This is a genomic window from Pseudomonas sp. H1_G08 (assembly GCF_054681355.1).
The window spans coordinates 5487343-5510370 of record NZ_CP162822.1 but is presented as its reverse complement, the minus strand read 5'-3'; the positions used below and the strand labels follow the sequence as shown (position 1 = coordinate 5510370).

16 protein-coding genes are annotated in these 23028 nt (G+C 61.1%); 8 read left to right on the top strand and 8 right to left on the bottom strand.

Annotated elements, in window-relative coordinates:
* Window positions 1-27: 27 nt before the first annotated feature.
* From AB4N85_RS24875 to AB4N85_RS24840, 8 genes are all read right to left on the bottom strand, one after another.
* Entirely contained in the window at window positions 28-7134 is a 7107-nt protein-coding gene (locus tag AB4N85_RS24875) for a TcdA/TcdB pore-forming domain-containing protein (protein WP_460066276.1), read from the bottom strand.
* Window positions 7135-7500: 366 nt separating this feature from the next.
* A complete protein-coding gene (gene cobJ / locus AB4N85_RS24870) occupies window positions 7501-9201 on the bottom strand; it encodes a precorrin-3B C(17)-methyltransferase (RefSeq protein ID WP_236169635.1) in 1701 nt (566 codons plus the stop codon).
* Window positions 9201-9935 carry a precorrin-2 C(20)-methyltransferase gene (locus AB4N85_RS24865; RefSeq protein ID WP_370695113.1) on the bottom strand — a complete coding sequence of 245 codons (735 nt, stop codon included), beginning with the start codon at window positions 9933-9935 and terminating at the stop codon, window positions 9201-9203. The genes cobJ and AB4N85_RS24865 overlap by 1 nt, the downstream gene beginning before the upstream one ends.
* Window positions 9932-10558 (bottom strand): precorrin-8X methylmutase, encoded by a 627-nt coding sequence (locus tag AB4N85_RS24860; protein WP_056787678.1) that lies wholly within the window; start codon window positions 10556-10558, stop codon window positions 9932-9934. Before AB4N85_RS24860 ends, AB4N85_RS24865 begins: the two co-directional genes overlap by 4 nt.
* Window positions 10551-11849 (bottom strand): precorrin-3B synthase, encoded by a 1299-nt coding sequence (gene cobG, locus AB4N85_RS24855; protein WP_276574744.1) that lies wholly within the window; start codon window positions 11847-11849, stop codon window positions 10551-10553. The genes AB4N85_RS24860 and cobG overlap by 8 nt, the downstream gene beginning before the upstream one ends.
* 156 nt (window positions 11850-12005) lie before the next feature.
* A complete protein-coding gene (locus AB4N85_RS24850) occupies window positions 12006-12656 on the bottom strand; it encodes a hypothetical protein (RefSeq protein WP_236169634.1) in 651 nt (216 codons plus the stop codon).
* Between the two features lie 52 nt (window positions 12657-12708).
* Complete coding sequence (locus AB4N85_RS24845) at window positions 12709-13746, bottom strand: hypothetical protein (RefSeq protein WP_460066271.1); 1038 nt, start codon at window positions 13744-13746, stop codon at window positions 12709-12711.
* Window positions 13670-14341: a hypothetical protein gene (locus AB4N85_RS24840; protein WP_150638214.1), complete on the bottom strand. Its 672-nt coding sequence runs from the start codon at window positions 14339-14341 to the stop codon at window positions 13670-13672. Before AB4N85_RS24840 ends, AB4N85_RS24845 begins: the two co-directional genes overlap by 77 nt.
* Before the next feature lie 226 nt (window positions 14342-14567).
* Here AB4N85_RS24840 and cbiE point away from each other — a divergent pair, with 226 nt between their 5' ends.
* The 8 genes from cbiE to AB4N85_RS24800 all read left to right on the top strand — a co-directional run bounded on the left by cbiE (window position 14568) and on the right by AB4N85_RS24800 (window position 23017).
* Window positions 14568-15779, top strand: a complete 1212-nt coding sequence (gene cbiE / locus AB4N85_RS24835; protein WP_236169632.1) for a precorrin-6y C5,15-methyltransferase (decarboxylating) subunit CbiE — start codon at window positions 14568-14570, stop codon at window positions 15777-15779.
* Window positions 15772-16869: a cobalt-precorrin-5B (C(1))-methyltransferase gene (locus AB4N85_RS24830; protein WP_236169631.1), complete on the top strand. Its 1098-nt coding sequence runs from the start codon at window positions 15772-15774 to the stop codon at window positions 16867-16869. Before cbiE ends, AB4N85_RS24830 begins: the two co-directional genes overlap by 8 nt.
* The gene (locus AB4N85_RS24825) at window positions 16866-17582 is read left to right on the top strand and encodes a cobalt-precorrin-6A reductase (protein WP_236169630.1); all 717 of its coding nucleotides are present in this window, start codon (window positions 16866-16868) and stop codon (window positions 17580-17582) included. Before AB4N85_RS24830 ends, AB4N85_RS24825 begins: the two co-directional genes overlap by 4 nt.
* A 317-nt stretch (window positions 17583-17899) precedes the next feature.
* Window positions 17900-18298, top strand: a complete 399-nt coding sequence (locus tag AB4N85_RS24820; RefSeq protein WP_041480684.1) for a DUF2946 domain-containing protein — start codon at window positions 17900-17902, stop codon at window positions 18296-18298.
* 48 nt (window positions 18299-18346) lie between these two features.
* Window positions 18347-18826: a copper chaperone PCu(A)C gene (locus tag AB4N85_RS24815; RefSeq protein ID WP_041480685.1), complete on the top strand. Its 480-nt coding sequence runs from the start codon at window positions 18347-18349 to the stop codon at window positions 18824-18826.
* Between the two features lie 21 nt (window positions 18827-18847).
* Window positions 18848-19294 carry a DUF2946 domain-containing protein gene (locus tag AB4N85_RS24810; protein ID WP_150741639.1) on the top strand — a complete coding sequence of 149 codons (447 nt, stop codon included), beginning with the start codon at window positions 18848-18850 and terminating at the stop codon, window positions 19292-19294.
* Window positions 19295-19378: 84 nt separating this feature from the next.
* Entirely contained in the window at window positions 19379-21499 is a 2121-nt protein-coding gene (locus tag AB4N85_RS24805; RefSeq protein WP_460066266.1) for a TonB-dependent copper receptor, read from the top strand.
* Window positions 21500-21643: 144 nt separating this feature from the next.
* A complete protein-coding gene (locus AB4N85_RS24800) occupies window positions 21644-23017 on the top strand; it encodes a PepSY-associated TM helix domain-containing protein (protein WP_310219155.1) in 1374 nt (457 codons plus the stop codon).
* Window positions 23018-23028: the final 11 nt, after the last annotated feature.

Below are 23028 nucleotides of genomic sequence, written 5' to 3'. Positions count from 1 at the left end.
CGCGGCGTTTTGCTGTGCGGAGCGACCTCAGCGCAGCGCTGCGATCACCGCTGTCAGGCTGACCGTGGCCTCTGCGCCGCGCACAGTGGCAAACGCTTCCAGCCCTTGAGCCAGCGTGAACGTGTGTGGCCGCCCGGCAATGGGCAGCATCAGTAGCAGTGGGCGTTGTCCGTCGAAATTACGCAAGATCAGACTGTGCCCGGAGTCCGGATCGGTCAGTACCACACCGTCATCGACCCGTGACATCCACCAATGCCCGCACTCGTCCAGATCCAGATCCAGCAGGCAAGGTTCTGCCGTTTCAGCATCCGAAGCCTGTCGTCCATCGACCACGATGCAGTCCAACCGCTGGAAGGACGCTTGCGCCAGCCGATAACCCGAGGTCTGCGCACCGTAAGTCAGCAGCAGCCTGGTGACGCCATCGGGCAACAATGTTTCGATCTCTGTGATTTCATCACCTACCTCAAGCACCATGACCTCGGCGTCGCGATGGGCATAACTGTCGGGCAGCCAGACGCCGTCGTTCGGGCCGGCGCTGAAAATCAGTTGGTCGACCGGGTCGAACAGCATCGGCTGCTTCGACCCGCGCGTACCGAGGAATGCCGACCACTGTCCGTCACTGCGCCCGGACAGATCAAACAGCCGATCAAGTTGCGGCAGGTAATACAGATAGCGTCCGGTTGCACTTGCCACTTGTATGACAGGCGCGTGGGCATGCCCGTGCAACAATGCTCGCAGGCGTGCACGTAACTGTTCATCGCTCTGCCCCGGCACATGAGACCAGCGATTTTCCACGCCTACGATCATTGCCGGCTGGTTATCCAGCAATTGCAGATGCACCCCGTCGAGGGTCTGCGCAATCAGCCCTTCACCCTGGCGCCGCACCTCAGCAAAAGTCCATGACGTCCAGACCTTTTCAGGCCTGTCGAGCACCTCCGGTTTCAGCAAACGATGGTCAGCGGCAAACACTCCCCGCAGTGCTTCGATCGCCATCAGCGGCTGGCGGTAAAGTTGTCCGGCGCTGACCTCAAGCAACCAGACAGCGCTTTGATCCGGGGTCAGACCGAGCAGCGCCAGCTCCTTGCCCTGACCGATATCGGCCACAGCGACTTTGCCATCGACACACCACACAGTCAGGAACGCCTGACCTGCCCCATCTCGTAAACCGAAGACCGGGAACGGCAGCAACGCTGCGACCGTGGCCAGCGAGGGCAATGCGCTCAACCAATCGGGATTTCGCTGCAGCCAGCGCTGCCCAACGCCGGCGAACCGGAGAATCGAGGGTTTATCGGCCTGATCGAGCCATGCCTCATCGCTTCTGTGCGCAAGGGAAGGTACCCCGTACTGAAACACAATCACGTCGTCGATCGCTGCCGCTGCCGGCGCGTCGACGATATCGACCTCGAACAGACGGCCGTCATCCTTGGTCGCAAGGTAGCGCTGGTCCGCCAGGTTGATTTCGACCACATCGTGTTCGATCACCACATTCTGCCAATGACCGACACGGGGTTCGATGCCGCGGCTGATCGTCCGCTCCTGCTGGCTATAGAACAGCACCGCGTTGTTTTCAGGGCTGGACGGCATCAGCATCAACAAGTCTTCGGGCCAGGACAGGTCTTGCCTGGCCTGAATGCACTTGCCCGTCGTCTTGTTCAGCCAAGCCCTGTCGCGCAACTGCGACCCGGCATAGCCCTCGACAACAATGAACGGAGCACAAGACCAATCACTGCTGCTGGCGGCCATGTCTGACGAGACGCTCATGTCCGGGGCATCGGTTTGTCGAAGCGCTTCACGCGGCTCGAACCGATAGTCCTCGGCGGCAAAAGCGATCTGGCAAGCGGTCAGTTCTACATGCTGCCCGCTAATCCGGTACTCGACCGTGGTGGTGCCATGCAACGCTTCTGCCGTCAGCTTCTGCGCAATCCGCAGCGCTCCATCGGCTTGTTGTCGGCAGCCGATGATGGTCGAACCTGTACGTGGATTTTTCAGACGGTAGCGATGCTGGACAGTGCCGGTCAGCACATCGACCCGCCATACCGATGGATGATCGGGATGGTAGAACCACGCATGGCCGGCGTTGACGCCTGCCAGAACCACACCCTCGTTCACCTCCAGCGGCAGGTTACGCGCGAACAGCACCCGATCCCGCGCAGTGTCGTAATAGCCGGTAGTCACCACTGGCCGGTTCGGCGAATCGAACGGCACTCTGAAGTTACGCAACGGCAAATAGGCTGCGGTCAGTTGCCCGCTTGCGACCTGAGCGCGCAAATAACGCTGCACCGGCGCCGGGATGCCGCTGGCGGTCATGGTTGCGCTACGCAGTTGAGTCGCAGCGTTGTTTTCGTAGTCGAGGACAACGGCGATCAGATGCAGGCTGCGGCCCGTCCAGTCGATCCGGAACAGCCCCTCGGCCAGCTCGATGACGCCGTCAAAACGATTCAACACGAGGCCATCGACCAGCATGTCAGGTGCGCTGTCGATGCTGTCCCGTGGTTTTGCACGAAAGCTGACCTGTTCGACCCGGGCCCAGGACGCTTGCACCGTCCAGGTCACCCGTTCCCAGCCCTGTGCTTGTTCGAAATTCACCGCCAGCAGGCCTGGCACCAACCGAATCCGGAATTGCCCCTGCGGTGCGGTGATCCGGTAGGCAATCTTCTCGCGCCACTCTGGCGGCAGGTCCGGAACCAACAGCTGACTGACCTCTGCGCTCAACTGCAGCTTGATCGTCGTGGCCATGAATACCGGATGCAGCTTGTAGAGTATGTGCGGCGCTAATGGCGTACTGAACAGGTAAAACACCCGGTTACCGAGCGCGTCATATTCCAGCTGATGTGCCAGGCGGTCGTGCAACCGCGGGTAGCGGGTTGTTGAAAAGGGCACGGTCCCGGCGCTGCCGAGTTGATATTCATAGCCGTAGTAACAGATTGGCGAACAAGGCAGCACCACCATCGTGGGCAAAGTACCCCAGACGCTGCCGACAGCAGGACGTTGAAAGGCTATGGGGATGTTGATCGCAGCATGCCGCGTGGCAGGATCATCGTCGTATTGCGGCAATTCCAGTGCACTGCCCTTCCAGGGGTAAAACTTCTGCCCTTCGAACGCCACCCTTCTGCTGTGCAGATCCACCTCAGTAATCACTGCCAGTGCGGGGAACTGCAAGACCGCACCAACGCTTTCGTAAGACTGCTGATAAGCGTCGTGAATCTGCGAGAGGTGCTCGCCGATGGCCGCAGCCTTGTCCATGATCTGCCCGAGATTGCTGGCAATCGCGGTCACCCCGATACCGACGCCCAGTAGCGGCACGGACAGCGCTGCGGCGAACGCGCCCACCGTTCCGCCCGCCGCCAGGGCGACAATATCCAGACCCAGGGCCGCCGTATTGAACGCCAGGGACGTGGAGAATCGCGCTCGCTGCTCATGATTCTCTGCCTGCGTCAGGTTGTAGATGTCGAAGCCGATATTGGCCACGGAAAATGCCACCCCGACGCCCGTGGCGGCCTGCCCGGCCAGACGTGCGGAGAACGAGGCCTGCTGCAACGCCCGCTCGGCCACCGCTAAATGGCGCACCAACTGGATGACCTGCACTGCATCGCTGGCCACACCAAAGCCCAGCTGTGCATAACTGACGTACACCTGAAGTTGCAGGGCGACGGTCAGTGTCGGCGCTGTATCGCCAGCGCGGTACTCGCGCTGGCGCATTTCACTGATCAGCGTCTGGATCGCAAAGGCGAAACTGAGTCGGCTGCCACCGTCGTGATCAGCCGTCTGACCGGGCCTGGCCGCACCGCCCTGCACGAGTCGTTCGACGTATTGCCTGATTCTCTGAAAGCGCGAATCCCGGGTGCTGACCGTCCGGGCATTTTGCGCATTGCGCAGATCCATCAGCGTAATGCTGTGGCCGCCGTCGGCGTTTTTGCTGTGGGTATCGAGCAACGGCACGTAATCACGCGCCAGGTTGTGCTCACGGCGCAAACGCTCGGTCGCCTGCTCAAGCTCGCTGGCCCAGTAGCGCGCATCCAGTTGCGCCAGGCTGGTGCCCAGTCGAGCGTTTTCCCCAAGAGATCGGGTACGGGCCAGCGCTTGTTTGTGCCAGATCGAGGCTCCCTGCGGATCGGCCAGCGCAACGTTGTGCAGAAAACTGTCCACACGCAGAGCCGATGACAGCTTGCGTTCGGCGATCGCCGCAGTGTCCAGCTCAGTGACGGTGAACTGCGCCGTGGCCATCTCACCCAGACCATAAAGCTTCGCCAGCGCGTTATCGTCTGCGCTCAGATAACGCTCTACGCCACGTTGCAACTGCGCGCCATCGGCAAATCCGTAGAGGGCGAAGTTGGGATCGTAGAAGCGATAGGCCGCGTGCTCACCGGTTCGCACTTTGGCCAGCAGCAGGGCGTGGTCGCCAGTGTCGAGCAGCAGCACCGCAGGCGCCGCACTGGCGTCCAGCGCGGCGATGATGCTGTCCAGGCGTTGCACGCCGCGAGCGCTGCCGACCTCGCCGGTGGGCAAGGCGCGCAGTTCGTCCAGCGCACTGCGCAACGCCCGCGAGCCAAGTTCGTCGGGACTCACGCTGGCGCTGGCGACATGCCCGACCAACGCCCGTTCCGCCGGCTCGCCGGCTGCCACTGCGGCGCCCATCAGCAGCGCCAGCGGATAACAGCGGCGCCCCGGGTCGCCCGCGTTGCGCTGCAACAGATCCTGCGGCAACTGCTTGACCGACACCGCGCCGGCCTTGAAAAAGATGTCACGCACTTGTCCGCTGCGCTGCAGGATCTGCGTGCGAAACTCCCGCTGCGCGCTGTGCTTGATCTGGCCGATACGTTCGCCCCACTGGCGCAGCGTCAGCGGCTCGGACATGGCTTGAACCTTGAGCTCGCGGGTCGTCGATGTGGCCGTCGGCAGGTCGCGTTCCAGTCCGTTCTCGAACGCCGCCGAGCGGCGCTGGCGCACGGCTTTTTCAATCGCATCGTAGCGCGCGAAAGTGCCGTCACGGTCGGTGGCGATGGCCAGGTCGCGCACCTGTTGCCAGGTATCGGCGAACCCGACATCGTCCACGCTCGTTGCGCCGAAAATCCCCCCGAGCACGACTCGCATCGCGGGGCTCAGTTGTTCCAGCGGCAGCGTACCGTGGGCGATCCGGCTGAACAGTTCGTTGAGATGGCTGACCGATTCCGCACCATGGGAGGTCGGCACAACCACAGGTCCTTGCGCCAGCACTTGCTGACGGGCGTCGAAGTCGATGACCACGGCTTGAGCGAAATTGACCTCCCCGCTCAACTTGTCTCGCATCGCTCGAATGAACGGCTCGCCCAGATCATCCATCAAGCGTTGCAGCACTGAGGTCAACAGCACCGGTTTGCCCTCGACAACGGGCCAGCCGCGCTCGAAGGTCAGGCTTCGATCGCTGAGCAGGTTGGACAAGCGTCCGGCATAACGAGACTTGAGCTTTCCCTCGGCCCACCGGGCGTGTTCCTTCTCCAGCCAGTCTTTTTCCGTGCCCCTGACGATCCAGCCGGAAATGGTTTCCTCTTCGGTATTGACGTTGTAGCCCTCGCGCAGACGCTGTTGCGCCAGCACCTGACGAGTGAAAAACGGATCGCAATTGGCTTCGATATATTCATGTAATCCAGCGAGTGCCGCGCCCGGGCCGGTGAGCGTTACCGTACCCGCCGCGTCATTGCGGATACCGTCCCGATAATAGGTGACAACCGCTTTAAGCAATTGGTAGGCATAAGCTTCATTCCAGCTGGTGAAGTTCGACCTGACCAAGATCTCTTCAATGACTGTCGCCGCGACCGTGGTCAGGTTTTCACCGTCGGCCCAACCGGATGCCGAGTTGGCCATGCGCTTTTCAACTTCAGCGAGCACGTCGTAATTGAGCCGAATGACTTGCATGATCGACATCGTCATGCCGCTGCCCGGCTGCGCGATGAAATGAGCATTCATTTCTTCATTGATTTGCAGCCCCATGCGAAAGCCGTTCTCCGCAGCTTCGACGGCTTTTGGCGGTATGAACAGTTCAAGGACGTCCGGTTTACTGCGAGCAAAATCCTCGAGAAGTTGTTTATGTTGCTCTGGAAGACTGTCGGTCCTGTCGGGGTAATGCTGCGGATCGCGCCCCGGCATCAACTGCGGATTGTTGTTCAACAGAAGTTGCAGAACCGCGATTTTCTGCGTCTGGCTGTAATCGCTGATATCGACACCGCCCAACTTATCGAGCAGTGGCGGCAGATAATCCATGTCGGTATAACGCCCGCCTTCACGAAATTCCGCCTGCAAGCGCACCACATCGCTCGCTGCGGCGAAGTTGCCGCGCATCGACACTTCGCGGCGGTAGACGTCCGCCAACAAGTCATCGGCAAAGACGTGAGTGACATCGCGCAATTGCAGATCCGGCCCCACCATCGCCAGATGGCTGTCGAGGCAGCGCTGACGAAAATCCTGCAGCCTCGCGCGGTCCTTGCCATAAGCACGCACCATCAGATCGATGCGTGCTTCATCGGTCCGCCCCTTCCACCTCGGCTGGCTGAGGTAGTCGAACATCTGCTGTTTCAACACCCGTGCACGCTCTTCAATCATCGTCGCCAGTTGCCCGGCATGCTTGAGGGCTGCACCACCGGATGCCATCGCATCAGCCCTGGCGCTGTCGAGAATGATCCGGTTCATCTCGAAAGCCAGTAACGCATCGCTGTCGTACCAGAGATTGAAGCGGTAACCCTGCGCCGCCATCACCTGGCGCCAGATATTCATGTAATCGCGCTGATTGACACCGACTTCGCTGCCGCCAACCCAGACGAAATGGATGACTTTCGGCACCGGCCGGGTCGGCCCCGACAACATTTCCACGGTCGTCAAAAGCCGTGACAGATAACGTTGCAGCCCTCGCGCAATGTCATCGACAGCCACCGGAACAGGGGTTTTATTGCGTTTCAACAACGCTGCAAGTTGCTCTTGAAACAGGCTCGCCAGGGTCAAGAACGACACCGGGTCGGTCGTTTGACCGGCTTGCTGGTAATAGTCGTTCAGCGCTTGATATTGGGGGGTGGCAGAAAGCTCCCGCAATGCTTTTGAAAGTACGGAATACTCTTGCGCAGAAATGAATGCTCGCCCGAACGAGTAATCGTTTTTTAAAGCCATCACACACTCCTTGTTTATTTAATGGCCCATTGACGCGCGCACTCTTGCGCCGCTGCAGAGCGGTAAATTGATTGAACGACACTCGACAAGTGCTATGAACACAGCACCCTAGTGGGCGAATACGCGCCACACAAACAACAAGGAATACAAAGCTTGTCCCCGGCAATATCTGATAACACCGAAGCACTATGCTGTAACGGCTGCGAAATAATTAGCGGACCGGCGCGACCGTCGGACAAAAAAAATGGCCCTGCCCTGTGGGGCATGACCATTGTTTATTGCTGGTGGAAAACAATTGAAACTTCGATCGGACTTACAACCGCTCAAACTTTCCCAAAGCTGAATATTGAATGAGCGGAGGGTTTTTCAGGACAGCGGTTTTTCACCATACCAACGCGGCGTGTAAACCCACTCACCGCCTCCGGCACGGGCGAAGGTGCAGGTGGTCGAAGAACCGATCAGCACCATGGTGCGCATGTCCACCTGTTCCGGTGTCAATGCGCCCAGGGTCGTGGTGCGCAGCGTCTGCCCCGGCCGGCCGATGTCCCGACCGAGCACCACCGGTGTTTCAGGCGAGCGGTGCTGCGCAACAATCTCCAGCGCCCGGCCCAGTTGCCACGGGCGCGCCCGGGAAATCGGATTGTAGAACGCCAGGGCCAGATCCGCTTGGGCGGCCAGATCCAGACGTTTCTCGATGATCGCCCAGGGCTTGAGGTTATCCGACAGGGACATCACGCAGAAGTCGTGGCCCAGCGGCGCACCGGCCTGAGCCGCAGTGGCCAGCGAGGCGGAGACGCCGGGGAGGATTTCCAGATCAACGCTGTGCCACGCCGGATCGTCCGATTCGTGCAGGGCTTCGAGCACCGCAGCGGCCATGGCGAATACGCCCGGGTCGCCCGAGGAAACCACGATCACCGAGCGGCCTTCGGCGGCGAGCCTGAAGGCATGGCGGGCACGCTGCATTTCTTCACGATTGTCGGTGCAGTGCTGCACCTGATCGTCGCGGAACGGGCCGGCCATGCGCACGTAGGTTTCGTAGCCCAGCACATCGGTGGCGCGGGCCAGTTCGGTTTTCACCGCTGGCACCATCAGTTCGGCGGCGCCGGGGCCAAGACCAATGACCGCGAGGCGACCACGCGGGCGGCCGATCTGCGCGACGTCCAGGGGTTGCTCGGCAATCGCGATCGCCAGATGTTCTGCGCTGATCACCTTCGCCGCAGGCACTGCCACGCGGGCCAACGTCTGAAGATCGCTTTGTGCTGCCACGAAGCGCAGTGGCACGCCCAACTCGAGCGCAGCCTCGCGCAAACTCGATGAGGCCATTTCAGCGTCTGCTGCCACAAGACACGCCAGTGCCGGCACGGCGACGCTGGCCTGTTGCAACGCAGCGCGAATGGCGTTCGGCAGATCTGCCACGTCAGCGCTCACTGCCACCGCCACACTGCGCGGGTAAATCAGCAATTCATCGGCGCTGGCCACCCGCTGCACACTGCTCACATGAATCGACCGCTGCGCCTGCGGATCCTGCGGCAACTGCGCCTGATCGAGCCATGGCGCCGCGCCTTCGATGCGCACGCTGTGCCCGGCGAGCAGGTCGGAAACGAATCGTTTGCCCGATTCCAGATCCGCCAGTGCGTAGCCGCTTGGCGGATTGAGCAGGCAGGTACCAAAGCGCAATTCGCCGCTGGTGGTGATCGCCGGCGCCACTTGCAACGCCGCCGCGATGTCCCGGGCCATGACGTTGACCCCACCGAGTCCACCCAGCAATGGCACCACCGCGCTGCCGTCTTCGGCCACCGCCAGCACCGCCGGTTCGGCGCCTTTCTCCAGCAACAGCGGCGCCAAGGTGCGAATGACAATGCCGGCCGCGCACAGGGCAATGATCGGCGTGTCCTGTTGATACAACGCGCGCAGGGTCGCGCCGAATTCCTGATAGCTGCTGTCGGCGCCTTCAACCCGTCCGGCAAGGCCATGAACCTGCGCCGCCGGATAGACCTGTTGAATGCGCCGCGCCGTCGCGAGGCTGCCCTGGCCGAGAATGACGATGGCGGGAGTCGCTTGGCTCATCAACCTTGCCACCGTTCGCCCGGGACGATGATCAGCGAGAAGTACGGCGAGGACATCGGCTCGACCTGATCCATCGGCACGATCTTCTGGTTGGCCATGGTCGCGCGCTCGACATACAACGCACGCTCGGCGAGGCCGAGTTCTTCCAGCACCTGACGGACCTTGGGAAAGTTGCGCCCCAGTTTCATGATCACCGCCGCATCGGCATCGGCCAGACGCCGTTTCAGTTCTTCGTGGGGCAGCACGCCGGAAAGCACCGACAGGCTCTGATTGCGATACACCAGCGGCGCGCCGAGCACCGAAGCGCCGCCGAGCATCGAGCACACCCCGGGCACGACTTCGGCCTCGTAACGGCTGGCGAGACGATCATGCAAATACATGTAGGAGCCGTAGAAGAACGGGTCGCCTTCGCAGATCACCGCCACGTCGCGGCCGGCGTCCAGATGCTCGGCGACCGCCACAGCGGCTTCGTCGTAGAAATCGCTGATGACCTGCTCATACGACAGCGGCGCCGGCAACGCCTCGGTGGTCACCGGATAGACCAGCGGCAGCAGGTTCTGCGCCTCGACCAGATGCGCCTCGATGATGCCGAACGCATTGCCCTTCTTGCCCTTGGCCACGAAATACGCGACCACCGGCGATTCGCGCAGCAGGCGCAAGGCTTTGACAGTGATCAGTTCCGGATCACCGGGGCCGACACCGAGGCCGATCAGACGTCCTTTGGCCTGCATCATTCGATCTCCGTGGCGAGGGCATTGACGGCGGCGGCGGCCATGGCGCTGCCGCCCAGCCGGCCTTGCATGATCACGAACGGCACGCCGCGACTGTCGGCGGCCAGCGCCGCTTTCGATTCGGCAGCGCCGACGAAGCCGACCGGGAAGCCGAGGATCAGTGCCGGTTTTGGCGCGCCGGCGTCGAGCATTTCCAGCAAGTAGAACAGCGCGGTCGGTGCGTTGCCGATCACCACCACACTGCCTTCGAGGTGCGGGCGCCACAGCTCCAGCGCGGCGGCCGAGCGGGTGTTGCCCAACTCGCGGGCGAGCTCCGGCACGCTGTCGTCGCGCAAAGTGCAGATCACTTGGTTATTGGCCGGCAGGCGCGTGCGGGTCACGCCTTCGGAGACCATCCGCGCGTCGCAGAGAATCGGCGCACCGGCCGCCAGTGCATCGCGCCCGGCCTTGCCCGCGCCCTCGGAGAATTGCAGACCGTCGATGGCCTCGACCATGCCGCAGGCGTGGATCACTCGCACCGCAAGTTTTTCCAGATCGGCGGGAATGCGCGCCAGATTGGCCTCGCGGCGAATGATCGCGAAGGAGTTGCGATAGATCTCCTGACCGTCGCGGATGTAATCAAGCATCAAGGGGGCTCCGGGAGCGGGCGTCGAGCAGGGTCGCGGCCGCTTCAATAGTAAGATTGCAGGCGTGCAGCGTGCCGAATCCGGGCTGTGCTGCATCGCGAAAATAGAGGTCGTAATGACCGGGGGCAACGGCCAGCAGCGTGGCTGGCGCGCAGTGGGCGGCGGCGCAGGAGCGCGAGCAACCCGACAGGTGCACGCTGAGGCCTGCGGGCAGCAGAGGTGCAAGTTGCCGGGCATCCTGTTTGGTGTCGGCCAGGCCTTTGCCGCAGCCATCGGCGCCGGTGCAGGCGATCAGTCGAGCCAGTGGTTCGGCCTCGGTCGTCAACAGGCCCAACGCCCGTAACTGCTCAAGTACGTTGTCGGTATCAGTGGCTTTCACGTTCGGCAGCAGCAGGCTCTGCCACGGCGTGAAGCGCAGACTGCCATCGCCAAATTGACGGGCCAGTTGTGCCGCGCCACGCAGCATCGCCGGATCAAGTCGGCCCAGTGGCGGCACCGCGCCGACGTAGCAGCGACCTTGCGTGATTTGCTGATGAGCGCCGATGTGCAGCGCGTCTGCCGACGTCGGGCGCTGCCAATTGCTGATCGCCTTGAGCGATACGCGCTCGCGCAACGACTCAAGGAACGCGAGCCTGGGCAACTCGTCGAGCAGATGGCGCATCCGTGTTTGCTCTGGCCGGGCCAGGTCGAGGAACAACTCCAGCGCGGCGACCACCAGTGCGTGAGCATTGTCCAGGCTCACAGCGCCGAGAGGGCGATCGGTCGGGCAACCGGCCAGACCGAATGCCCAGAGGATTTCGCCGTCACGCTCGAATGCCGACAGCCACAGATCATGCGGATGTTCGAGCATCACCAGGGCTTCGCCGCCATCGAGCTGCACGGCGAACTTGGCGCTCAACTCATGGAAGCGCGGATGACTTTGCAAGGTGTCGAGGATTTGCCCTGCGAGCGGGCGCGTGTCGAACAGCATCTGCCGATCGATGCCGGCAGCCGGGCTGAGCATCAGATTGCGCACATCGTCGCCGGCGGCGTGCTTCGGCCCAAGGCCGGCGGCCAGCAAACACTCGATCAGCGCTGCCGATTGCGCACCGATGCCGCGAATCTGCAGGTTGCCGCGATTGGTCGCTTCGATCGCTCCGCTCGCAAACGCTTCGGCGGCAGCGGCCACCGCATCGGCCTGATCGGCACTGATCGAACCGCCATCAAGCTTGATCCGACAGATACCGCCGTCCAGTGCCTGGACGATACGCAGCAACCCCGGGCAGGCCGAGGGGCGTAAGGCAGTGGACATCGGGCGTTCGTTCAAGGGGCTGACCGGTTGTGTGGCAGAAGCGCTTCGCGGGCGAAGGCGCAGTATTATGCCTGCTTTGCCCACCGGTATGAAAAGTCTGCCCTCTGTCTCGACCGGTGGGGCAGGCAGGCTTCAGTTGTTGCCTCTGCCGCGCGCTCAGGTCAGGGCGATAATCTGCTTTTCGCGCCGCTCACCCAATAACGCAATAATCCTGGCTCTCGAGAAACAGTAATCATCGGCATCTATAAGAGCCTTGTAGCAATCAACAGCAAGGTTGCCCACTATCTGCTCAGCATTGAAGCGTCGCTCAAGCACATTGCCCGGAACAGGCTCTTTGACGGCAAACGAAATGACGACCATCGTAATCGTTGATTCCGCAGATACGCTGCCAAGCATGAAGCGAATCGACTTGCCCTCTTGCAGAATATTTCGCTGAAGCAACTCAAGGGCCGCACCGTTGCTCTCCAGTTGCGAGGTCAGATTGGCAATTACCTGTTGGTTAAAAACTGCCGGCGCCCAACCTTGCAAGAGTTCTTGTGCCAACTCCAGCAGAGTAAAAGTATCGGGCGTAGTGACCGGCGCGCTGATAACCGGATCGTCGAAAAACAAAGCACCGGTGACTTTCAAAGCCGTTTTATTGGCGTCATTCCATGCATCGCATTCAACAGCACCGGGAACTTTATGCGAGGCGACCGTTTGTGAATAAAGCAGCGCATCGAGACTGTCGTCAATGTCAGATGCCGACAGCTCTTTACTCACCAGCACTAATGCCCCTGCGCATACGAAAACCTTCGAAATCGCGAACATTTGCATCTCCCACAAAAAAACCAGAGGCTTGCGCCTCTGGCATTAATCACTTTCAGACCGATTGGCCAAATTCGTAGCTGAGCGCTTTCTCACGCTGCTCCGTCAGAGCCTTGACAATCAACGGTTCAACCATTGCATAGTCTTCCTCATCCATATACATAGTGGCGCCGGCGTTATAAATCTCCACAGCAGATGTAGCCCATTCTACAAACAGTACTTTGGTAGGTTGAGCCGAAGCCAGATATTGCACAGCAGCGATTGCCAGGGTGATACCACCCTCATCATCCTGCGAAGCCGCACTCATGCAAAAGTTGCCACCTTCGGCTTTCTTCGAGTTGTTCTCGAACAGCGTCAGGGCCTGTGGTTCATTTTTCAGTGCATCCATGGTCGCATCTGCCACAGAGGACAATACTTTAAGGGCTGCCTGGCCCTGTCCTACTGCTGCACCAACAGCGGTATGCAGAACAGACAGGACAACATTATCCATGGTCAATTTTTGCGAAGTAGCGGTATATCGATTATAAGGCTGGCTGAAAGCAAACCAGCCAGCCAGTTTCATCAATCGCATAAACTCGTTATAGCGCTGTTCCTTTTGGTTGGACGCCGGATATTTGAGCAAGGCAACCAGATCGGCATACATGTAGGTGTTTTTAACGATTCGCTTGCTGCGCTTGGACATGCTTGCATCAAAGCCTGCAATACCCGAGCCCATGATTGCAGCATTCAGTTCATCTTTATCAATCGGCAAGCTACTGCCAACACTTGCCGAACGCGAGCGCAGCACTGGCTGCGCAGCGATAAACTCATTGGTTTGTGCAATCAAACTAAACCGTTCAACAGCGGAGATTACATCTTTATTCAGCTCAGTCATAAATGGATTCCTTTCTTGGTTAAAACACCGACTTGGTGTGGAAAACAAACTAACCACAGCACCGGAGTTAATCAAATCGAAAATCCATGCATTTAATTTCAGACCGTCATACAAACCATCAAACAAAGCTGAACAACTAACATCAAGCGCCCCGAGCCAACTCAATTTCACGCGTGCGCATATCAAGCACTGCAGCAGCCAACTGAAGGCGATTTTCATTTATCGCGGCAGACCTGATCAAAAAGCGCCTGGAGCGGATATCAAGCTCCGAACCCGTATGCTGAATAGTCCAGAACAAATAGGTAGAGGACCACTTCGCATCAAGCAAGCGAACATTACTGACGACAATCTCCAACTCCCTATTGAAATTGTACTGAGCAGGAGAAAAACGAAAATCGCTCCATTCCCGAGCGCTGCCTCTAAATACGTCTATGGCGTCCGAATGTGTCTCAAGCATATGGAACGCTTCCTTCATTAGCGCGACTTTCTCCCGACTTAGTTGTTGCGACAAGGATCGCGCCCAGACGTCCAGCGCATTGCCGGTAAAGTTCTTGTCAACATGGATTACCGGAGCTTGCTCCAGGCTCCAGCCGACAGACCAAAGCACCCCGGAATAATATTCGAACCAAGCAGCTGGCTCACTGTTTCTGTTATGACGCAAATCGGCTCTATATTCTGCCCAGCGCATACTGTCTTTGACGAATCGTTTGTCTTCCGCAGTCAACCCGGAAAAGTAGGACAACAGATTATTCCCCATCACCGTCGCACTGCCTTGGTCGGGCAGTGCTGAGATACTGTTCAAAACATCGCTCATTTCAATTATCCATTCGATTGTTCAATTTACTAAAAAAGTACCTTCCGGATAGCCACAAGCACTTCCAGCGGAACGCCAATTCAATACTTGCGAAGAACTCGAAAAATCACAAAAGACAATGTAAACATTGAATGTCGGCGATCCTCAAAAAAAGGACAGCAGCCAGTTATCGATTGTCGCGTTATCATGTCGCCCGCTTCGCTGGACGCAGGATCTGGAGTATGAAATGGGCGATTGGCTGACCGTTGTGGGTATTGGTGAAGACGGCTTCAAAGGCCTGGGCAAGAACGCCCGGCGTGCTCTGATGGGCGCTTCGCGGATCGTCGGCGGCCAGCGTCAGCTGGATCTGCTGCCGCCGTGCATCGGCGGCGAGCGGCAATTGTGGCCGAGTCCGTTTTCCCTAGCGCCGGTGCTCGAGTCGCGTGGCGCGCCGGTCTGCGTGCTGGCCAGCGGTGATCCGATGTTCTACGGCGTCGGTGCCAGCCTGGCGCGTCAGGTGCCGAGCGCCGAGATGGCGATCATTCCCGCTCCTTCGTCCTGCGCACTGGCGGCGGCGCGCCTGGGCTGGCCGTTGCAGGAGGTGACGATTGTGTCGCTGGTGGCGCGTCCGCTGGCGGCGCTCAATGCGCATCTGTTCAGCGGCGTGCGTCTGTTGTTGCTGAGCAATGACGGCAGCAGCCCGGCCGCCGTTGCGCAATTGCTCTGCGAACGTGGTTTCGGCCCAAGTCGCATGACTGTTCTGGAGCATTTGGGCGGCGACGCCGAACGGCGTATCGAGCGCCGCGCCAGTGACTGGGAAAATGCGCCGATTGCCGATCTCAACGTTATCGCTGTCGAGTGTCTGGCCGAACCCGGTGTTACCGGCCTGTCACGCCTCGCCGGTCTGCCCGATTCGGCGTTCCGTCACGACGGCCAGCTGACCAAGCGCGACGTGCGCGCCATCACCCTCGCCCGCCTGGCGCCGAAGCCCGGCGAACTGCTCTGGGATGTCGGCGCCGGCAGCGGCTCGATCGGCATCGAGTGGATGCGTGCGCACCCGAGCTGTCGTGCCATGGCGGTCGAGGCCGACGAGGGCCGTCAGCAATTGATCGAACACAACTGCGATGCACTGGGCGTACCCGGCTTGCAGCTGATTCGCGGCAAGGCGCCGCAAGCGCTCAATGGCCTTGAACGTCCAGACGCTGTTTTCATCGGCGGCGGCGTCACCCGTGAGGGTGTATTCGAGACCTGCTGGGACCAGCTCAAGCCCGGCGGCCGATTGGTGGCCAACGCCGTGACCCTGCAAAGCGAGGTCACCCTGATGCACTGGCGCGAACAATACGGCGGTGAGCTGACGCGCATTCATGTCGCCCAGGCGCAACCGCTCGGCGAGTTCGACACCTGGCGTCAGGCCTTGCCGATCACCCTGCTGGAACTGGTCAAACCCCTCGATGCGTGACGAAACCGCCGAACAGCCCGCGCCCCTGCGCAGCGGCCTCACCACCGGCAGCTGCGCCACCGCCACCAGCCTCGCCGCCGCGCGCCTGTTGCTCACCGGCGTCAGCGCCGACGCGGTGCAGATCACGCTGCCCAAGGGCAAACAGGTGCAGATGCGCCTGGAGTTCTGCCGCCTGAGCGAGGGCGGCGCCGAGGCCGGTACGATCAAGGATGCCGGAGATGACCCTGACGTCACTCACGGCGCCCTGCTCTATTCACAGGTGCGACTGTCCGCCGAACCGGGAATCCACTTCAACGCCGGTGTCGGCGTCGGCACGGTGACCCGACCCGGCCTGGTATTGGCCGTCGGCGAGCCGGCGATCAATCCGGTGCCGCGCAAGATGATCAGCGATCACCTGGCCTTGCTCGCCGCCGAAACCGGTTATGGCGGCGGCTTCGAAGTCACAGTCAATGTCGAGGGCGGCGCAGAACTGGCGCTGAAAACCATGAATCCACGGCTGGGCATTCTTGGCGGCCTGTCGATTCTCGGCACCAGCGGCATCGTCCGGCCATTTTCCTGCGCCGCTTACATCGCCTCGATTCATCAGGGCATCGACGTAGCGAAAACCAACGGTTATCTGCACATCGCCGCGTGCACCGGCAACGCCAGCGAAGACACCATGCGCCGGGTTTATGACCTGCCGGAAATCGCCCTGATCGAGATGGGTGATTTCGTCGGTGCGGTGCTCAAGCATTTGCGCAAAGTACCTGTGGATAAACTCAGCCTGTGCGGCGGCTTCGGCAAGATCAGTAAACTCGCCGCCGGGCATATGGATCTGCACTCACGGCATTCGAGCATCGATTTGCCGCAACTGGCCGAGTGGGCGGCGGCGATTGGCGCGGATGCGGCATTGCAACAAGGCATTCGCGAAGCCAATACCAGCCAACAAGCCTTGGCCATAGCCAGTGCGGCGGGCATCGCTTTAGGGGATGAGGTGTGTCGCCACGCATTGAATTTCGCCCGCAGCGTGGTACCGGCACAGGTCCAGGTCGAGGTGTTTGCCATTGATCGTCAGGGCGGGATTGTCGGGCATGCCGGAGGTTTTGTATGAAGCGGATCTTGTTGCTCGGCGGCGTGACTGAAGCGCTGGCGATTGCCCGCACGCTCGGCCCACAACATATCTACAGCCTCGCTGGCGTTGGCCGGGTGCCGAGCGATTTGCGCTGCCAGGTTCGGGTCGGCGGCTATGGCGGCGCTGAGGGTCTGGCGCAGTTCATCGCCGATGAAGGCGTCGATCTGCTGCTCGACGCCACGCATCCGTACGCCGCACAAATCAGCGCCAACGCCGCCCGCGCGGCACAGCTCGCCGGCATTCCCTGCTGGGCCTTGCGCCGCCCCGCCTGGCAACCGCAAGCAGGCGATGACTGGCGCGAGGTCAGTGACTGGGCCGAACTCATCGCCGCCCTGGAACCGTTCCACCGCCCGTTGTTCACCCTCGGCCGTGAACCGCTGCAACACCTCGACGAAATCCCCGCCCACCAGTTCTGGACCCTGCGCGCCCTCGACGTTTATCCCGGCAACGCGCGCTGCGAAGTGATCGGCGCCCGTGGGCCGTTTCTGCTGGAAGACGAGCGCGCGCTGTTCGAGCGCAGGCAGATCGATGTGCTGATCAGCAAGAACAGCGGCAGCACCGCGACTGAGCCGAAGCTTGAAGTGGCGCGCGAGCGTGGCGTGCCGGTGCTGGTGTTGAAGCGGCCGGAGTTGCCGGGGGCTGATCGGGAGTTTGGATCATTCGCTGAAGTCCTCGCTGCCCTTTCCCACTGAATCGGCACGGCCCTTTGTGGGAGCGAGCCTGCTCGCGAAGACGTCCGCACCGGCAGCCCATCAGTGCCTGACAAATCGCTTTCGCGAGCAGGCTCGCTCCCACAGGAACCGTGGATGTTGCTGATATCTGTGCACACTCACAAAATTTGTGGGAGCGGGCTTGCCCGCGAAGGCGTCAGGTCTGGCACTGCAAATTCAAGTAGCTACACTCCTTTAACAGCTCAATGCGACACCAAACCGCACGACGCTTTTTTACTTATCGGCCCTGATCAGGCTAAATGGGCCGCGCCTGATCGCCCACCCAACGGACCTGTCCCATGAACCGACGCCGGTTAGCATTTGCCTGGATCGCCTGCTTTGCAGTGCTGTTCAACATGCTCGCCATGCCGCTGAGCGGGGCGATGGCGCAGGCGGCCAGTTCACCGGCCGAGCAGATACTGTGGAGCAGTTTCTGCACCGGCAGCGGCATGAAGATGGTGGCGATCGACATCGGTGCCACGGATCAGAAGGCCCCGCAAAACGACAACCATTCGAACATGCAGCACTGCTGGTGTTGCTCAGGCGGGGCGCCATTGCTGGCGCTGCCGGGGCATTCGCCGCAGCTGTATTTCGCGCAATTTGAAAGCAACCGCAGCGTTGCGCCCGCCTCCCTGCAAACCCCGACGCCGCGCCAGCAATGGCCGAGTCTCAATCCCCGTGCCTCCCCTCTGGTCTGATTGGTTCGCGCCCTGAATCCGCGTTTCAAATCGTTCTGGAGAACTGCCATGTTGAAGAAACTCTTCGTCCTCGCTGCGCTGCTTTTGCCGGCGTGCTTTGCCCATGCCCACGAATACAAGGTGGGTGCGCTGGAAATCGCCCATCCGTGGTCGCAGGAACTGCCGCCGAATGCGCCGACCGTCGCCGCCTACTTCATCATCCACAACACCGGCAAAAGCGCCGATCGCCTGCTCAGCGTCGACTCGCCCATCGCTGCACAAGCGCAGTTGCACGAGCACGTGATGCAGGGCGATCTGATGAAGATGCAGCAAGTGCCAAGCGTGGAAATCCCCGCCGGCGGCACCGTGACCTTCGCGCCGATGGCTTACCACGTGATGCTGCTCAACCCGAGCGATCGCAGCCTGCTCAGCGACGGCAAGCGTTTCCCGATGACCCTGCATTTCGAAAAGGCAGGTGACGTCAGCGTTGAAGTAGCCGTGCAGAAGAAACCGCCGGAATCGGCCCAGGGCCACGTGCACGCTCAGTAACTGTTTCGGCTGACTTCGCCCATGCGTCCGTTGCGCGCCAGGCCCGTCCCGCATCACCGTCAGACTCAAGCGCTGACGCGTGGCAGCTGGATCGCCCTGTTCGCCATGTTGATGATCTTCATCGGTCCACTGATTTCTCAGTCGATGCCGATGGATCAGCACGCCTCGACGTCGATGCCAATGAGCATGGACATGTCGATGGACATGCCCGGCATGGATCACAGCGGCCATGACGCCCAGCCTGCTGCCGAGCATTGCCCGCCGCAATCTTCGCATCACGTGCTGTGGGAAAAGTGCGGCTATTGCAGCCTGCTGTTCAATTGCCCGGCGCTGACCGGCGGCGGCGATTTCGTCGCTTTCAACATCCCGCCACCCAACACCTTCACCACACCCTCCCCGCGTCTGGGCCATGCCCGCCAACCCTTCTTCCCCGGGGCCCGCACCCGCGCCCCGCCCATCGCCGCGTAAACACGCACCTCTGATTGCACACGGTTGAGAAGACAGCTCCAGGCTGCCGACCGTGGTGTTCACGACTGTTCGATGGAAATTGTCATGTCCAGGTTTACTGCTGTCCCCTGCGCGGAATCTGCCCGCGCGCACTTTGCCCTGAATGAATCGCCGATTCGTTGCAGGCACGCTATTGCCGTCCTTTGCGGCGTACTGCTGACACCGCTGGCGCTGGCCGACGCTCACGCCGGCCATGAACATGAACTGAGCCCGACGGTGATCACTGCCATCGCCCCGAGCTCGCCACTGACGATCGTCACCAACCCCAAGGATCCGCGCCAACCGGTGCCGGCCAGTGACGGCGGCGATTACCTGAAGACCATTCCCGGCTTCGCTCTGGTGCGCAATGGCGGCACCAACGGCGATCCGGTGCTGCGCGGCATGTTTGGTTCGCGGCTGAACATCCTCACCAACGGCAGCATGATGCTCGGCGCCTGCCCTGGCCGGATGGACGCGCCGACCTCGTACATTTCGCCGGAAACCTACGACAAACTCACCGTGATCAAAGGCCCGCAAACCGTGCTTTGGGGTCCCGGCGCATCGGCCGGTACGGTGCTGTTCGACCGTGATCCGGAGAACTTCGGCGAACTCGGCACGCGCGTCAACGCCAGCCTCCTGGCTGGCTCGCATGGACGTTTCGACAAGGTTGTAGACGCCGCTGCCGGCGGTCCTCTGGGTTACGTGAGGGTGATCGGCAACACTGCGCATTCCGATGACTATCGCGACGGCAACAACGACATCGTCGCCTCGCGTTACGACAAGTGGAACGGCGATATCGCGCTGGGCTGGACGCCGGATGCCGACACCCTGATCGAACTCACCGCCGGCAAGGGCGATGGCCAGGCACGGTATGCCGGGCGCGGCATGGACGGTTCGCAATTCCTGCGCGAGAGCCTCGGTCTGCGCTTGGAAAAATCCAACATCAGCGAGGTGCTGGAAAAACTCGAGGCACAGGTCTACTACAACTACGCCGACCATGTGATGGACAACTACACCCTGCGCACCCCGTCCGGCACCGGCATGATGGCGGGACCGATGGCGTCCAACGTCGACCGTCGTACCCTCGGTGCACGGATCAAAGCAACCTGGCGCTGGGCTGATGTTCAGCTGATCACCGGCCTCGACGCACAGACCAACGAGCACCGTCAGCGCAGCTCAATGGGCATCGATACCTACAAGGACCTGCCTTACAGCAAGGACGCCGATTTCCACAATTACGGTGTGTTCAGCGAAATGACCTGGTACGCCGCCGAGCGTGATCGCTTGATCACTGGCGCTCGGGTCGATCGCGCCTCGGCGAAGGATTATCGGCAAACCACAGGGTCGGGGATGATGTCCCGCCCCAACCCGACCGCCGACGACACCCGCGCCGACACGCTGCCCAGTGGCTTCGTGCGCTATGAACACGATCTGACCGACAGCCCGACCACGCTTTATGCAGGCCTCGGCCACGCGCAACGCTTCCCGGATTACTGGGAGTTGTTTTCGCCCAAGTCCGGCCCGGCAGGATCGGTCAATGCGCTCGACTCGATCAAACCGGAAAAGACCACGCAGTTCGACTTCGGCGTGAACTACAAGAGCGCCGACCTCGAAGCCTGGGCCTCGGGTTACATCGGTGTGGTACGCGATTACATCCTGTTCGACTACACGCCGGGAATGATGGGCATGAGCACCTCGCGCGCCGAGAACATCGACGCGCGGATCATGGGTGGCGAACTCGGAGCTGCCTACAACCTGACCGACAACTGGAAAGCCGATGCGACCCTGGCCTATGCCTGGGGCAAGAACAGCAGCGACGGCTCGGCATTACCGCAGATGCCGCCGCTGGATGCGCGCTTCGGCCTGACCTACAGCGAGGCCAAGTGGAGCGCCGGCGCATTGTGGCGAGTGGTCGCCGCGCAGCACCGCATCGACGCGAACAAGGGCAACGTGGTCGGCAAGGATTACGCCCAGAGCTCCGGCTTCGGCGTGTTCTCGCTCAACGGCGCGTACCGCATCAACCAGCACTGGAAGGTCAGCAGCGGCGTCGACAACCTGTTCGGCAAAGCCTACGCCGAACACCTGAACCTGGCCGGCAATGCCGGGTTCGGCTATCCGGCCAACGACCCGCAAGCGCTCAATGAACCGGGGCGCACGCTCTGGACCAAAGTGGATATGAGTTTCTGACACCCACCCATGTAGGAGCGAGCCTGCTCGCGAAGACGGCGCCACGGTCGGCATTGATATCGACTGAACAACCGCTTCGCGAGCAGGCTCGCTCCCACAGGTAAACAGACAACGAAAAGAACCAAGCCAAGCGGAGCACACGTGATGCAAAAGCCTCAATCCAATTTCTACAACCTGGCCTGGCGCTGGCATTTCTATGCCGGGCTGTTCGTCGCGCCGTTCATGGTGATGCTGGCCCTGACCGGGATCATTTATCTGTTCAAACCGCAGCTCGATTCGCTGATGTACAGCAGCCTGCTCGAAGTACCGGCCGGGCACCACACGGTGCCGGCCGATGACTTGCTGCAACGGGTGACAAGCGCTTACCCGCAAGGTCAGGTCACTCAGTATCTGCCGCCGGTGAATGCCGAGCGCAGCGCGCAATTCGTGGTGAAGAACGCCGGTCATGAACTCAACGTGTTCGTCGATCCGTACCACGGTGACATCCTCGGCGAGCAGGATGCCAAGCAGAACCTGCAAGCCATCGCCCGTGCGATCCACGGCGAATTGATGATCGGCACAGTCGGCGATCGCCTGATCGAAATGGCCGCTGGCTGGGGCGTGGTGCTGGTGGTGTCGGGGCTGTTTCTGTGGTGGCCGCGCGGTCAGGCGGCGGGCATTCTGTGGCCGCGCCTGAGCCGTCGCGGTCGGGTGTTGTGGCGCGACCTGCATGCGGTCACCGGTTTCTGGGGCGCGACATTGTTGCTGGTGATGTTGCTCAGTGGCATGACCTGGACCGGTTTCTGGGGCAAGCAATACGCGCAAGTGTGGAATGTGTTTCCGGCAGCGATGTGGGACAACGTACCGACCTCCGACATCGAGGCACGCAGCCTCAACAGCGCCACCCGCCAGACCGTGCCATGGGCGATGGAAAATACGCCGATGCCGATGTCCGGCGACCACGCCGAACACATGAATCACGGCAATGCCCATGCCGGCCCCGCAGCACCCGCCATCAGCCTGCAGGACGTGCAGAACATCGCCAGTGAACGCAAGGTTGAACCGGGCTACAGCATCACCCTGCCGACCACCGCCACCGGCGTGTTCACCATTGCCGTGTTCGCCGATGACCCACGCAACGACGCCACCCTGCACGTCGATCAGTACACCGGCAAGGTCCTCGCCGATGTGCGCTTCGAGCACTACGGCACCGTCGCGCGCGCCACGGAAATTGGCGTGATGCTGCACGAAGGCAAGATGTTCGGCACCTTCAACCAGATTGTCGTGCTGCTGATCTGCCTGATGATTCTGCTCAGCGCCGTCAGCGGCGTGGTGATCTGGTGGAAGCGTCGGCCTGAAGGCAAATTCGGTGTGCCGCCGCTGCGCCATGACCTGCCGAAGTGGAAAACCGGCGTGGCGATCATGCTGGTGCTGGCGGTGGTGTTTCCGCTGGTGGGGGCGTCGCTGGTGGTGGTCTGGTTGCTCGACCGGTTTCTCGTGCCCCGACTTGGCGAGCGTTCCGCGCAGGTGCAGCGTTGATGTGACGGGCG

Coding starts and splice junctions, on each gene's coding strand:
- AB4N85_RS24875 (WP_460066276.1), bottom strand. CDS start 7,134: ATGGCTTTAAAAAACGATTACTCGTTCGGGCGAGCATTCATTTCTGCG.
- cobJ (WP_236169635.1), bottom strand. CDS start 9,201: ATGAGCCAAGCGACTCCCGCCATCGTCATTCTCGGCCAGGGCAGCCTC.
- AB4N85_RS24865 (WP_370695113.1), bottom strand. CDS start 9,935: ATGATGCAGGCCAAAGGACGTCTGATCGGCCTCGGTGTCGGCCCCGGT.
- AB4N85_RS24860 (WP_056787678.1), bottom strand. CDS start 10,558: ATGCTTGATTACATCCGCGACGGTCAGGAGATCTATCGCAACTCCTTC.
- cobG (WP_276574744.1), bottom strand. CDS start 11,849: ATGTCCACTGCCTTACGCCCCTCGGCCTGCCCGGGGTTGCTGCGTATC.
- AB4N85_RS24850 (WP_236169634.1), bottom strand. CDS start 12,656: ATGTTCGCGATTTCGAAGGTTTTCGTATGCGCAGGGGCATTAGTGCTG.
- AB4N85_RS24845 (WP_460066271.1), bottom strand. CDS start 13,746: ATGAAAATCGCCTTCAGTTGGCTGCTGCAGTGCTTGATATGCGCACGC.
- AB4N85_RS24840 (WP_150638214.1), bottom strand. CDS start 14,341: ATGAGCGATGTTTTGAACAGTATCTCAGCACTGCCCGACCAAGGCAGT.
- cbiE (WP_236169632.1), top strand. CDS start 14,568: ATGGGCGATTGGCTGACCGTTGTGGGTATTGGTGAAGACGGCTTCAAA.
- AB4N85_RS24830 (WP_236169631.1), top strand. CDS start 15,772: ATGCGTGACGAAACCGCCGAACAGCCCGCGCCCCTGCGCAGCGGCCTC.
- AB4N85_RS24825 (WP_236169630.1), top strand. CDS start 16,866: ATGAAGCGGATCTTGTTGCTCGGCGGCGTGACTGAAGCGCTGGCGATT.
- AB4N85_RS24820 (WP_041480684.1), top strand. CDS start 17,900: ATGAACCGACGCCGGTTAGCATTTGCCTGGATCGCCTGCTTTGCAGTG.
- AB4N85_RS24815 (WP_041480685.1), top strand. CDS start 18,347: ATGTTGAAGAAACTCTTCGTCCTCGCTGCGCTGCTTTTGCCGGCGTGC.
- AB4N85_RS24810 (WP_150741639.1), top strand. CDS start 18,848: ATGCGTCCGTTGCGCGCCAGGCCCGTCCCGCATCACCGTCAGACTCAA.
- AB4N85_RS24805 (WP_460066266.1), top strand. CDS start 19,379: ATGTCCAGGTTTACTGCTGTCCCCTGCGCGGAATCTGCCCGCGCGCAC.
- AB4N85_RS24800 (WP_310219155.1), top strand. CDS start 21,644: ATGCAAAAGCCTCAATCCAATTTCTACAACCTGGCCTGGCGCTGGCAT.